At 56.5% G+C, this 12,094-nt stretch carries 13 protein-coding genes; 8 read left to right on the plus strand and 5 right to left on the minus strand.

All coding sequences use genetic code 11. The annotated features are described in order from the left end of the window. Positions 1-61: 61 nt before the first annotated feature. Both HFD94_RS02165 and HFD94_RS02170 read right to left on the minus strand, forming a co-directional pair. Positions 62-247, minus strand: a complete 186-nt coding sequence (locus HFD94_RS02165) for a hypothetical protein (RefSeq protein ID WP_135980156.1) — start codon at positions 245-247, stop codon at positions 62-64. After that, positions 210-854: a hypothetical protein gene (locus HFD94_RS02170; protein WP_167432685.1), complete on the minus strand. Its 645-nt coding sequence runs from the start codon at positions 852-854 to the stop codon at positions 210-212. The genes HFD94_RS02165 and HFD94_RS02170 overlap by 38 nt, the downstream gene beginning before the upstream one ends. A gap of 362 nt (positions 855-1,216) precedes the next feature. On the opposite strand from HFD94_RS02170, the gene HFD94_RS02175 reads away from it, so the two are divergent. From HFD94_RS02175 to HFD94_RS02190, 4 genes are all read left to right on the plus strand, one after another. Beyond that, positions 1,217-1,990, plus strand: coding sequence for an SDR family oxidoreductase (locus HFD94_RS02175; protein ID WP_022626095.1), 774 nt, complete (start codon positions 1,217-1,219; stop codon positions 1,988-1,990). A 79-nt stretch (positions 1,991-2,069) separates the two neighbouring features. Continuing rightward, positions 2,070-2,927: a co-chaperone YbbN gene (locus HFD94_RS02180; protein ID WP_010259064.1), complete on the plus strand. Its 858-nt coding sequence runs from the start codon at positions 2,070-2,072 to the stop codon at positions 2,925-2,927. Positions 2,928-2,985: 58 nt separating this feature from the next. Continuing rightward, the gene (locus HFD94_RS02185) at positions 2,986-3,900 is read left to right on the plus strand and encodes an SPFH domain-containing protein (protein ID WP_010259065.1); all 915 of its coding nucleotides are present in this window, start codon (positions 2,986-2,988) and stop codon (positions 3,898-3,900) included. Beyond that, positions 3,900-4,346: an NfeD family protein gene (locus tag HFD94_RS02190; RefSeq protein WP_167432724.1), complete on the plus strand. Its 447-nt coding sequence runs from the start codon at positions 3,900-3,902 to the stop codon at positions 4,344-4,346. The genes HFD94_RS02185 and HFD94_RS02190 overlap by 1 nt, the downstream gene beginning before the upstream one ends. On the opposite strand, the gene cueR is transcribed toward HFD94_RS02190, so the two are convergent. Next, positions 4,334-4,738 (minus strand): Cu(I)-responsive transcriptional regulator, encoded by a 405-nt coding sequence (gene cueR / locus HFD94_RS02195; protein ID WP_010671233.1) that lies wholly within the window; start codon positions 4,736-4,738, stop codon positions 4,334-4,336. The two genes, HFD94_RS02190 and cueR, sit on opposite strands and share 13 nt — an antisense overlap. A 97-nt stretch (positions 4,739-4,835) precedes the next feature. On the opposite strand from cueR, the gene copA reads away from it, so the two are divergent. The 3 genes from copA (at position 4,836) to ybaK (ending at position 8,878) form a co-directional block, all read left to right on the plus strand. Beyond that, positions 4,836-7,349, plus strand: a complete 2,514-nt coding sequence (gene copA / locus HFD94_RS02200; protein ID WP_167432725.1) for a copper-exporting P-type ATPase CopA — start codon at positions 4,836-4,838, stop codon at positions 7,347-7,349. Positions 7,350-7,420: 71 nt separating this feature from the next. After that, a complete protein-coding gene (locus HFD94_RS02205; RefSeq protein WP_010259069.1) occupies positions 7,421-8,224 on the plus strand; it encodes a TraB/GumN family protein in 804 nt (267 codons plus the stop codon). Between the two features lie 174 nt (positions 8,225-8,398). After that, a complete protein-coding gene (ybaK, locus tag HFD94_RS02210) occupies positions 8,399-8,878 on the plus strand; it encodes a Cys-tRNA(Pro)/Cys-tRNA(Cys) deacylase YbaK (protein ID WP_010259070.1) in 480 nt (159 codons plus the stop codon). Here the strand turns inward: ybaK and HFD94_RS02215 are convergent. After that, positions 8,875-9,744, minus strand: coding sequence for a LysR family transcriptional regulator (locus tag HFD94_RS02215; RefSeq protein ID WP_010671230.1), 870 nt, complete (start codon positions 9,742-9,744; stop codon positions 8,875-8,877). The two genes, ybaK and HFD94_RS02215, sit on opposite strands and share 4 nt — an antisense overlap. An 89-nt stretch (positions 9,745-9,833) precedes the next feature. Here HFD94_RS02215 and HFD94_RS02220 point away from each other — a divergent pair, with 89 nt between their 5' ends. Next, positions 9,834-10,265, plus strand: a complete 432-nt coding sequence (locus HFD94_RS02220; RefSeq protein WP_010671229.1) for a multidrug/biocide efflux PACE transporter — start codon at positions 9,834-9,836, stop codon at positions 10,263-10,265. Positions 10,266-10,299: 34 nt separating this feature from the next. Here the strand turns inward: HFD94_RS02220 and ushA are convergent, their stop codons facing one another. Next, a complete protein-coding gene (gene ushA / locus HFD94_RS02225) occupies positions 10,300-12,015 on the minus strand; it encodes a bifunctional UDP-sugar hydrolase/5'-nucleotidase UshA (RefSeq protein WP_220477213.1) in 1,716 nt (571 codons plus the stop codon). Between the last annotated feature and the right edge of the window lie 79 nt (positions 12,016-12,094).

Here is a 12,094-nt window from a genome sequence, read left to right on the forward strand (position 1 = left end):
TTGAGCCAGAACTACTCAACTCAATTATTAATAGCTGCAAAATCGCAGCAGCAATTCAGGTTCAGCCACCTCTGATTTTCGCCGCTCCGTATGAAATCACATAGCCAACTATTAATGCTCCGATACACCCGGTAAGTTTCAGCCATGTGCTTTCAAACCAGAAAAAAGAACCCATAGCAAAAATCACAGACAAAAAGGTAATGGTTCCTTCAATTGCGTGGGACATTAACGATTTTACAAATTTCATCTTGTATTCCTTTACAATTAATAGGATGTCCTTCGATGAACACAAGGTAAGGCTCTAATTGTCGTTCAACAAGGAAATAAACCATATCTAAATTCTCTTTTGATAGCCTGGCGTACGTAGCCGGATATTTGTTTTTCATCCTTCTTGACGCTCTTGCTGACTCTTCAATTATCCCCTGTAACATCACCACGTTTAGAGAGGCTGAAGCACTGAATCGGATGAAATGCCTGTATGCCTCGTCAATAGCCAACCGACGCAACATCATACTTGCTGTTGTCTGTGCCAATGTAATTTGCCCGGCTGTTCGTCCTGCAATGCTTCCAGCGCCGTACCCCAATTTATTGTTAACAGCCTCCTTTCCTTCATCATCAAGCTTTTGATAAAACCAGGTGAAAACAAGAGTAATTAGTCTGCGTAAAGGTGACTCAGCATTACCCAGGCTTTTGAGCATATAGAAAAAACGCTCCGTCTCAGCCTGATTTCTTTGTTTAGCACTCTGCCCTGCGAGTCCGCTACCCTCCCAACTCCTGACCATACCCATGTAAGCTGTATTTGGTATGGAAGATATCCCATCGAGAATTCCCAGTGCAGCCTGTTTAATGTCCATATATCATCCCTGCGGTCCTGAATCTGTACGAATAATAACTAAAGTTCATGAGTGCTTCCAGACGATTTCTTGAGTTTACCCGCCAGCCAGAATTTCCTCCTGTGCCACGCCAGATCTGTCATTTCGCCAGATGATGTAAGCAAAACCAGTAACATCAAAATGGCAGAGACTTTATGCCCGGTCTGGGTCTGATCATTATTAAGATGTTATCGTAATCACTCATTTTTCACGGCAGACTCCTGGTAAATCAGGAGGAAGATAAAAGAGAAACGTGAAATGCTGACTCATTGCAATCAGGTATATATTCAGAAGAAATAACAGCTTAATTTAAAAAAACATGAGATTCGAAGGGGGATGAATTTGTGCAAAAAACCATTCTGATTACAGGTTGTTCGAGCGGTATTGGCCTGGTTGCCGCTCACGATTTACTGGCGCGGGGCTACCGGGTGATCGCCGCCTGCCGTAAAGCAGAGGATGTCGCCCGCATGGAAACACTGGGCTTTACCGGGCTGCAGCTGGATCTCGACGATCCGCAAAGTGTGGATCAGGCCGCCGACACAGTGCTCGCGCTCTGCGATAACCGTCTGACGGCGCTGTTTAACAACGCCGGATTTGGTCTCTATGGCCCGCTGCACACCCTCTCCCGCCAGCAGCTGGAACAGCAGTTTTCCAGCAACTTTTTCGGCGTCCATCAGCTGACACTGCGTCTGTTGCCCGCGTTGCAGGCCAGCGGCGATGGCCGCATTATTAATACCAGCTCGGTGCTGGGGCTGATCTCCACACCAGGCCGGGGTGCCTATGCCGCCAGTAAATATGCGCTGGAAGCCTGGAGCGATGCATTGCGGCTTGAAGTGCGCAGCCGCGGCATCCGGGTCAGCCTGATTGAACCGGGTCCGATTCAGACCCGTTTTACCGACAATGTGACGCAGGGCGAACAGCATAACCCGGTGCGTAACCCTGGCATCGCGGCACGTTTTACTCTGCCACCAGAAGCCATTCTCCCTAAACTTCGTCATGCACTCGAGAGTAAACATCCGCGTTTACGCTATCCGGTGACACTGGTCGCACACATAATGAGCCTGCTGAAACGGTTACTGCCCGGCTGGATGCTGGATCGCATTTTGCGCAGCCATTAAGCAGCCATGCGCAATAGCGCTTGAAGCCGGGCCAGTTGGCCCCATATTCTTAGAACACTTTTTGCAAAGAGACTTATCCATGTCACCACAAGCTTCTATCATCGACATCAACGAATCTAACCTGCAGCAGACCCTTGAGCAGTCGATGCAGCTGCCGGTGCTGTTCTACTTCTGGTCTGAGCGCAGCCAGCACTGTCAGGATCTGACGCCCGTGCTGGAGCGCCTGGCGCAGGAGTACGCGGGTCAGTTTATTCTCGCAAAACTGGATTGCGACAAAGAGCAAAGGGTGGCGTCGCAGTTTGGTCTGCGTTCAATCCCGACCGTCTATCTGTTCCAGGATGGTCAGCCGGTTGACGGTTTCCAGGGTCCACAGCCGGAAGAAGCGATCCGCGCCCTGCTGGAAAAAGTCCTGCCGCGCGAAGAAGAGCTGAAAGCGCAGCAGGCGATGGCGCTGATGCAGGAAGGTAAACCGCTGGAGGCGCTGCCGTTGTTAAAAGATGCGTGGCAGCTGAGCAATCAGTCCAGCGAGATCGGTTTCCTGCTGGCTGACGTACTGATTACCCTGAACCGCAGCGATGAAGCGGAAGCGGTGCTGAAAGTGGTGCCATTGCAGGATCAGGATACCCGCTATCAGAGCCTGATGGCGCAGATCGATCTGCTGAAACAGGCAGCTGATACGCCGGAGATTCAGCAGCTGCAATCCCAGCTGGAGGCTGACCCGACTAACGCCGGGCTGGCTGCTAAACTCTCGTTACAGCTGCATCAGGTGGGTCGTAATGAAGAAGCGCTGGAACTGCTGTTCAGCTTCCTGAAATCCGATCTCAATGCCGCTGATGGCCAGGCGCGTAAAATGCTGCAGGAGATTCTGGCGGCGCTGGGTACCGGCGATGCACTTGCCGCGCGTTATCGTCGTCAGCTCTATTCCCTGCTCTACTAAGCGGCAGCACCCCGGGCCGAAGCGACTCGGCCCGTTAATCTGACAACGCGGAGGTTGTATGATAACTGTAATTCCTGCCCTGATTATTCTGGCGCTGGTGGCGGTCTGGGCCACCGTCAAGATCGTGCCACAAGGTTTTCAATGGACGGTTGAGCGCTTTGGCCGTTATACCCGCACCCTGCAGCCAGGATTAAGCCTGGTGGTGCCGTTCATGGATCGTGTCGGTCGTAAGATCAACATGATGGAACAGGTACTGGATATTCCCTCGCAGGAGATCATCTCCAAAGACAATGCCAACGTCACCATCGATGCGGTCTGCTTTATTCAGGTCGTTGATCCCGCGCGTGCCGCGTATGAAGTCAGCAATCTTGAGCAGGCGATTCTTAACCTCACCATGACCAATATGCGTACCGTGCTTGGCAGCATGGAGCTGGACGAAATGCTGTCACAGCGCGACAGCATCAACACCCGCCTGCTGCATATCGTGGATGAAGCGACCAATCCGTGGGGCGTCAAGATCACCCGCATCGAGATCCGCGATGTGCGTCCGCCGCAGGAGCTGATTGGCGCGATGAATGCGCAGATGAAAGCGGAGCGAACTAAACGCGCCGATATTCTGACAGCCGAAGGGGTGCGACAGGCGGCGATCCTGCGCGCTGAAGGGGATAAGCAGTCGCAAATCCTCAAAGCAGAAGGTGAACGGACCTCGGCGTTCCTGCAGGCAGAAGCGCGCGAACGTCAGGCGGAAGCGGAAGCTAACGCCACTAAGATGGTCTCGGAAGCGATCGCATCAGGTGATATTCAGGCCATTAACTACTTTGTGGCACAGAAATATACCGATGCGCTGCAAAAAATCGGTGAAGCTAATAACAGCAAAGTGGTGATGATGCCGCTGGAGGCGAGCAGTCTGCTGGGTTCGATTGCGGGCATCGGTGAACTGCTGAAGGAATCACGCACTGAGTCGAAACGCTGATGCTGGTCGATATTATCGCGCATCCGCACTGGTTCTGGCTGACGCTGGGTGGGTTACTGCTGGCGGCTGAGATGCTGGGCACCAGCGGTTACCTGCTCTGGAGCGGGCTGGCGGCGGTCATCGTCGGCCTCATTGAGTGGTTTGTGCCGGTAAGCTGGACGGCGCAGGGCTCTCTGTTTGCCGTGCTGACGCTGATCTGCGTCTTTTTATGGTATCGCTGGATGCGCCACCGTGAAGCGCGTCAGAAACCCAATGCCCTGAACCAGCGCGGCAGTCAGATGATCGGGTTGCAGCTGACGCTGGATACCGCGCTGCATAACCGCACCGGCCATGTGCGGATCGGGGACAGCAGCTGGCGGGTCGAGGCGGAGCAGGATCTGCCTGCGGGCACAGCAGTGGTCATAACCGGCATTGAGGGGATTACGCTGCGTATTCAGCCACGCTGACCGCAGCATCCAGCCAGATTGTTGATAATCGGACATTCGGCGCCGTCATCGCCGGGACAGGCCTCTGCCAGCGCCAGCAGGCGAGCGCGCATGACGTGCAGCTCTTCAATATGCGCCGCAATTTCCTCCGCTTTCTGCAGAGTACGGGCTTTTACATCGGCACTGTGGCGCGACGGATTGTTAAACAGCGCCACCAGCTCACGACACTCATCCAGCGTGAAGCCAACCTGTCGTGCCTGACGTAACAGGTTCAGCTCCTCAAGATGGTGTCCGTTGTAGCTGCGGTAGCCATTTTCACTGCGCAACGGCGGCGTCACCACCCCCTTCTCTTCGTAAAAACGTATCGCCTTGCTGGTCAGTCCGGTCTTTTTTGCCACATCGCTGATGTTCATTTTCGTCCCCTTGACCTTCCCCTTGATGGAAGGTTTATGCTTAAGCATGAATCGAAAATGACCAATCGGTCAAATGGGATTACAGAAGGAGTTGATTATGTCACACACTATTTCTCTGGCACTGGACGGCTTATCCTGCGGCCACTGTGTCAAACGTGTCAAAGAGGCACTGGAACAACGCGATGATGTTGACCAGGCCGACGTGACCCAACAGGAAGCGCAGGTTTCCGGTCACGCAGATGCGGCCGCGCTGATCGCCACCGTGGAGCAGGCGGGTTATCACGCGACGCTGAAAACCGCGGACGCTTCCCCAAAGTCTGAACCGTTGACAGCATCAGAGCCGCCGCCGGAGGCGCTGACAACGGAGACTGCTTCCCGTCCGGCAGAAACAACCCTCCCCACCCATATGCTGCTGATTGAGGGCATGACCTGCGCCAGTTGCGTGAGCCGGGTGGAAAAAGCACTGCAGCAGGTCGCAGGCGTCAGCCAGGCGCGCGTAAATCTCGGCGAACGCAGTGCGCTGGTGCTGGGCGACGCTGATCCGCAGCAGCTGGTAGCGGCCGTCGATGCCGCGGGTTATGGCGCGCAGGTAGTGGATGACGAGCAGGAGCGACGGGAGAAGCAGCAGCTCAGCGCCCGCAGCGCGATGCGGCGTTTCAGCTGGCAGGCTGCAGTCGCCTTAGCGTTTGGCCTGCCGCTGATGATCTGGGGCATGGTGGGCGACAACATGATGCTCACCGACCACAAACACGGCGTCTGGCTGACGCTGGGCATCGTGACTCTGCTGATCATGATCGTCACCGGCAGCCATTTTTACCGCAGTGCCTGGCGCAGTTTACGCAATGGCAGCGCCACCATGGATACGCTGGTGGCACTCGGCACAGGCGCCGCCTGGATTTACTCCTTTAGCGTGGTGCTGTGGCCCGACTTTTTCCCGCCACAGGCGCGCCATCTCTATTTCGAAGCCAGCGTCATGATCCTGGGCCTGATCAACCTGGGGCATGCCCTGGAGCAGCGGGCGCGTCAGCGATCTTCTAAAGCGCTGGAAAGATTGCTGGATCTGACGCCAGCCCAGGCTCGGCAGGTTGATCAACAGGGCGACAGGCTGATTCCGGTCAGCGATGTGCAGCCCGGCATGACGCTGCGCCTGGTCACAGGCGATCGGGTGCCGGTTGATGGCGAAATCACCACGGGTGAAGCCTGGTTTGATGAAGCGATGCTGACCGGCGAAGCGGTGCCGCAAAGCAAGACCCCGGGCGCAGCCATCTTTGCCGGCACCCTGGTGCAGGATGGCTCGGTAGAATTTATCGCCCGGGCGACGGGTAATCACACCACCCTGTCGCGCATTATCCGGCTGGTGCGTCAGGCGCAGAGCAGTAAACCGGATGTGGGCCGTCTGGCGGATCGCATCTCCGCCGTTTTTGTCCCGGTGGTGGTGTTGATCGCACTGTTCAGCGGCGCAGTATGGTATCTGTTCGGGCCGCAGCCACAAATTGCCTACATGCTGGTGATTGCGACAACCGTGCTGATTATCGCCTGTCCTTGTGCGCTGGGCCTGGCGACGCCGATGTCGATTATTGCCGGTGTTGGCCGCGCCGCCGAGCTGGGGGTGCTGGTGCGCGACGCCGATGCCTTGCAGCGCGCCAGTCAAATCGACACCCTGGTGTTTGATAAAACCGGCACACTTACTTCCGGCAAGCCGCAGGTCAGTGACGTGCAGGTCTGGGGCGATGCCACCCGTGAATCAGTGTTAGCGACAGCAGCTGCGCTGGAGTTCTCTTCGGGTCATCCACTGGCGAAAGCGATTGTCGTCGAAGCGAAACTGACCCAGCCGCCTCTGTTAGCGCAATTTCGTACAATACGCGGCAAAGGGGTCAGCGGTAGTCTGGATGGCAGAACGCTGCTGCTGGGTAATGCCGCGCTGATGCAGGATAACGGCGTCGATTACCAGGCGGCGGAAGCAGAGATTGCGCGGCTGACGCAACAGGGTGCAACGCCGGTGTTACTGGCTGAGCAGGGCCAGCTAACCGGGCTTATCGCGCTGCGCGATCAGCTTCGGCCGGAAAGCGGCGCAGCCCTGAAGCGACTGCATCAGCAGGGTTTTCGCCTGATTATGCTGACCGGCGACCATGAAAATACCGCGCGCGCCATTGCTGCCGAGGTCGGTATTGATGAAGTGATTGCGGGCGTGATGCCGCAAGGCAAAGCGGCTGCAATTGAACACTTACAGCAGCAGGGCCGTCGCGTCGCGATGGTGGGCGATGGCATCAATGACGCGCCCGCACTGGCGCAGGCCGATGTGGGCATTGCCATGGGTGGCGGCAGCGATGTAGCGGTGGAAACCGCGGGCATCACGTTGATGCGTGCCGACCTGAACAGCGTGGCAGACGCATTAGCGCTCTCTTCCGCGACCCTGCGCAATATCCGGCAGAACCTGTTTGGGGCATTTATCTATAACAGCATCGGCATTCCGGTGGCAGCGGGTGTGCTCTATCCGCTGACCGGTACCCTGCTCAGCCCGATTGTGGCGGGTGCAGCGATGGCGCTCTCCTCCATTACCGTGGTCAGCAATGCTAACCGCCTGCTGCGTTACCGGCCACCACGCGAGTGATCGCCGTTTCAGCGCTGTTTTTCACGCGCTGAAGTCGCTAGCATGGGGTTTTGAATCGCAAAGGACCGGGAATGACAGGCAACATCTGGCGCTCACTGCGCGGCTTTATCAGCCAACTTTTTCCCGCCAGTTACCGCTGGCCTGCGATGGATGTCCGGCTTGGCGATCGTCAGCTGCATCTGGTCGGCAGCATCCACATGGGGACGCGCGACATGCAGCCGTTGCCCGCCCGTCTGCTGCGTCAGTTGCAGCAGGCGGATGCACTGATTGTGGAAGCGGATATTACGCAGGGTGGTTCACCCTTTGATCACCACGGCGATCGTCCCGCGCTTTCCACCCGGCTGGATAGCCACGCGATGCAAACGCTCACCGCACTCTGTCAGGAGATGAGCCTCAATCTGAGCCTGTTTGATAATCTGCCCGCCTGGCAGGTGGCGCTGATGTTACAGGCGCAGCAGGCACAAAGGCTGGGATTGCGACCTGACTACGGCATCGATTATCAGCTGTTGCAGGCCGCGAAAGGTCTGAACAAACCGGTGATTGAACTGGAAGGCGCAGAGGCGCAGATCGCCCTGCTGACTGCGCTGCCGGATGACGGCATGGCGCTGTTGCAGGATACGCTGCTGCACTGGCACACCAATGCGCGCCTGCTGCAGATGATGGTGAGCTGGTGGCTCGATACGCCGCCACGCCAGCCGGAAATCACCCTGCCCGCCACCTTCAGCCAGGCGCTGAATGATACGTTGATCGGTCAGCGAAATGCGCAGTGGTGTGACCGGCTTCAGGGGTTATCGGCGGGAAACTATGTGGTAGCGGTCGGTGCTCTGCATCTCTATGGCGAAGATAACCTGCCTGAGATGCTGAAGAAGCCCTGAAAAAAAGAGAGCCGGTAATATTATCGGCCCGTCAAAGAGGAATTTGTTTATGATTTTGGTTATCGCTCAGCAATCGGATTGCTGGCGCGCGGCTAATTTTCACTCAAAGAACAAAGTTTCGCCACCTTTTTCCACGATTCTGCGTAATAAGATTATTCTCAGTAAGGAACCTGTATGACGCCCGCCGTAAAATTGCTGGAAAAACAAAAAGTCAGCTTCACCCTGCATCCCTATGAGCATGACAGCAGCGAAACCCATTTTGGTGACGAAGCGGTACGTAAACTCAATCTGGATGCGCGCCAGGTCTATAAGACGCTGCTGGTGGCGCTGAATGGCGAGGCGAAACAGCTGGCAGTGGCGATTACGCCGGTTTCGACGCAACTGGACCTCAAGAAGGTGGCAAAAGCGCTGGGCGCGAAGAAAGCGGATATGGCCGATCCACAGCTGGCGCAGCGGGTCACCGGCTATCTGGTGGGCGGCATCAGTCCGCTGGGCCAGAAAAAACGGCTGCCTACGGTGATCGACCACTCTGCCAGCGCGTTTGACGCCATGTTTATCTCAGGCGGCAAGCGTGGGCTGGATATCGAACTGGCTCCCCGGGATCTTTCACGACTGCTGGACGCCCCGTTTGCGGATATCGCCCGCCACGACTAAACCCGTGGCTGGGCGCAGAGCTGATCGATCATCCAGCGACCCGCCGGACCGGGTGGCGTACGGCGTGACCAGACCACCTCAATGGCGATATGCTGCGGCCAGCCCGGCATCGACAACTCTTTCAGAACGCCATGACCAAACTGTTTCACCAGCCAGCGCGGCAGAATCGTCCAGCCAAATCCCTGCTCCGCCATCTCCAGCAGTAACAGATAGGTCGGTGCCGACCAGATGCGCCCCATTGGCGCGGGTTCAGATGCCTCAACCCAGGTATTTAATCGCAGGTGACGAACCCCTTCCAGCTCGCTTTCGCTCAGGGTCTTAAGCTGAGCCAGCGGATGATCGCGATGTAAAAAGACCGCCATCTGTGCTTCAACCTGCAGTCGCGCCACCGCGATATCCACCGGCAGATTGGGCTGTGCCCGCACCACGCCCAGATGTACCCGCCCGGCCTGCAGCAGATCCAGCACATCACCATCCTCGGCAATCATGACCTCCAGTTCAATCTCCGGATAACGGGCATCAAATTGCCTGAGCAGATGCTCGTGATGATCGGTTTGCCAGAAGTCTGACATGGCAAAGCTGAGCCGGGGTTCAACGCCCTGCGACAGACGTATCGCCAGCGCATCCAGCCGCTCGCTGGCTGCCAGGATCTGCTGAACCTGAGGAATAACGCGGCGTCCCTGCTCGGTGAGGACCGGCTGACGACCTGCCCGTTCAAACAGCGCAAAGCCGAGATCGTCTTCAAGACTGGCTACCGCCGCGCTGATGGTGGACTGACTTTTACCCAGCGCGCGCGCAGCGGCAGAGAAAGAGCCGCTCGCCACAGTCTGCATAAAAGCCTCAAGGGATTCCGGGGAGTAACGCATCTGAACCATCGCTTTTTTCGATAGGTGTTCATTTTATCTTAGCATTCCGACGTGTGAAAATGCGCCGCATTATTGAAGGAGAACTCACAATGCGTACCCGCTCACTTAAAGAACGTATTCTTCATGCTGTCTGCTTTGAAACGCTGGCGATTCTGACCGTTTCGCCGCTGGCGGCATGGGCAATGAATAAACCGCTGTTTCAGATGGGATCGCTGGCGATTATGCTCTCTACGGTCGCGATGCTATGGAACATGATTTACAACAGCGGATTTGATCGCCTCTATGCGCCAGGCCAGAAACGTGGCCCGGGCGTGCGTGTATTACATGCGCTGGGATTTGAAGGCGGATTTATCCTGATTGGTCTGCCCATTGCCGCCTGGATGCTGGATATCTCTCTGGGTCAGGCTTTCCTGGTCGAAGTGGCTTTTTTCCTCTTCTTCCTGCCCTACACCATGGCCTACAACTGGGTGTGGGACAAACTGCGCGAGCGCTGGATCAGACGTCACGCCTGCCGGGCGTAAGAAAAACGGGAGGCGCAAGCGCCTCCCGGTCAGTTCAATGCGTGGCGGCTGTTTCATTCCCCCACGGCCAGATCCACGCCAGGATCATTTTTGGATAGTTACGCTTGCGCGCTTTTTCCGCAGCTTCATCCCGCGCCCGGATCTGCTCATCGCTCAGATGCACAATCTGCCCTTTCGGCTGATAGTCGCTGGCTTTGACCGGCGAGTGCGTCTTGATCCAGTCACGCAACACCTGCGCATCGACTACCCCGCTGTTGAGATAACCCGCATGATTATCCAGACGCGGATAACCGTCGCCGCCAGCCGCATTGAAGCTGTTGGTTGCCATGCGATAATGCTGCGCATCCTGCAGCGGTTTACCGTTAATGCTGACGTCGCTGACATGTTTACCGTCTGCGGTCAGGCTGATGCCGGCAAACTGGGCGTAGCCACCTGAGTCAGGCTGAATATTGGCGACCACATCCAGATATTTTTTGATCTCCGCCCCGGTCAGGCTGACCGAGACCACCTGATTGCCAAACGGCTGGACCTGCAGCAGGTCACGCCAGCTCAGCTTGCCCGATTTCAGCGAGGTGCGAATACCACCGCCGCTCATCACCGCAAAATCGGCTTTGGTGTGCGCCATCTGGGCGCGCAGAATCAGCTGGCCGAGATTCGTCTGCTCAAAGCGAACCTGCTCTTTTTCACCGCTGAAGCTGCCGTCGGCACTACCGACATTCACGGTTAACTTCGCCTCAGCCCGTTTCTGGAATGGCATCAGCAGTTTCATCATGGCGGTGTTTTTCGGGATCTCTTCCTGCCAGGTGAGCCAGGTTTCGCTGCCATCTGCGTTCTTTATCTGATGTTTAAGGTTGACCGGCACCAGCTGATAAGCCTCCAGCGTCACCTGCCCATTACGGAAGGTGAAGTCACCACGTCCGACATATTTGCCCCATTTATCCGCCTGCATAATCCAGATCCCGTTCTGCTGATCGGGTTTGCAGGGCTGGCCCGGCTGATAATTTTTGACGCTGACGTTCTCTTTTTCCATGCAGACCGCATCATGCGAATGACCACCCACAATCAGATCGATGGTGCCGGCAGGCAGGCTGCGCGCCAGGGTGACGTCATCAATGCCATTGCTGCCATGCTTACCGTCGTCATAGTGACCAAGGTGGGTCAGCGCGACAATCACGTCCGGCTTCTCTGTGGCGCGCAGTTCGGCAACCGCCTTCTCCGCCTCCGCAATCGGATCGCGGAATTCGGTATCTGTCAGACCCGCCGGATTGGCCAGTTTCGCCGTATCCGGGGTGATCAGCCCGACCACCGCAATTTTCAGCCCGAGACGATTGAATACCGCCCAGGGCTTAAACAGGCGCTGACCGGTACTTTTCTGATAAACGTTAGCGGCGAGCAGCGGGAATCGTGCCCACTTCTCCTGCTTGCGCAGGACCGCGATGGGCTTGTCGAACTCATGGTTGCCCAGCGCCATGGCATCATAGCCAATCAGGTTCATCGCGCGAAAATCGGGTTCAGCGTCCAGCTCATCGGACTCCGGTACGCCCGTGTTCACATCACCGGCAGAGAGAATCAATGCGCCGCCGCCTCTGGACTGCACATCGTAGCGCATCGTATCCATTAAGGTTTTCTGCGCCGCCAGACCATATTCACCCTGCTCAGTAAACCAGAAATGACCATGCTCATCGTTGGTGTGCAGCAGGCTGAAACGATAGGTGCGATCGGCCTGGGCGGCCTGTGAAAACAGCGGCATCAGGGCCACCAGTAGTGCCACGCCCGCCCCTGTCCATTTAGATAACAACACTGTGATTCTCCTTAATTTGCCGTCTGGC

The organism is Pantoea sp. EKM20T (assembly GCF_011800485.1).
Lineage (GTDB): Bacteria > Pseudomonadota > Gammaproteobacteria > Enterobacterales > Enterobacteriaceae > Pantoea > Pantoea agglomerans.

What these genes read in the sequence shown, in the direction of transcription:
- ushA (WP_220477213.1), bottom strand. Translation starts at nt 12,015, where the DNA reads ATGCCGCTGTTTTCACAGGCCGCCCAGGCCGATCGCACCTATCGTTTC.
- ybaK (WP_010259070.1), top strand. Translation starts at nt 8,399, where the DNA reads ATGACGCCCGCCGTAAAATTGCTGGAAAAACAAAAAGTCAGCTTCACC.
- HFD94_RS02185 (WP_010259065.1), top strand. Translation starts at nt 2,986, where the DNA reads ATGATAACTGTAATTCCTGCCCTGATTATTCTGGCGCTGGTGGCGGTC.
- cueR (WP_010671233.1), bottom strand. Translation starts at nt 4,738, where the DNA reads ATGAACATCAGCGATGTGGCAAAAAAGACCGGACTGACCAGCAAGGCG.
- HFD94_RS02165 (WP_135980156.1), bottom strand. Translation starts at nt 247, where the DNA reads ATGAAATTTGTAAAATCGTTAATGTCCCACGCAATTGAAGGAACCATT.
- HFD94_RS02220 (WP_010671229.1), top strand. Translation starts at nt 9,834, where the DNA reads ATGCGTACCCGCTCACTTAAAGAACGTATTCTTCATGCTGTCTGCTTT.
- HFD94_RS02215 (WP_010671230.1), bottom strand. Translation starts at nt 9,744, where the DNA reads ATGCGTTACTCCCCGGAATCCCTTGAGGCTTTTATGCAGACTGTGGCG.
- HFD94_RS02205 (WP_010259069.1), top strand. Translation starts at nt 7,421, where the DNA reads ATGACAGGCAACATCTGGCGCTCACTGCGCGGCTTTATCAGCCAACTT.
- HFD94_RS02190 (WP_167432724.1), top strand. Translation starts at nt 3,900, where the DNA reads ATGCTGGTCGATATTATCGCGCATCCGCACTGGTTCTGGCTGACGCTG.
- HFD94_RS02180 (WP_010259064.1), top strand. Translation starts at nt 2,070, where the DNA reads ATGTCACCACAAGCTTCTATCATCGACATCAACGAATCTAACCTGCAG.
- copA (WP_167432725.1), top strand. Translation starts at nt 4,836, where the DNA reads ATGTCACACACTATTTCTCTGGCACTGGACGGCTTATCCTGCGGCCAC.
- HFD94_RS02170 (WP_167432685.1), bottom strand. Translation starts at nt 854, where the DNA reads ATGGACATTAAACAGGCTGCACTGGGAATTCTCGATGGGATATCTTCC.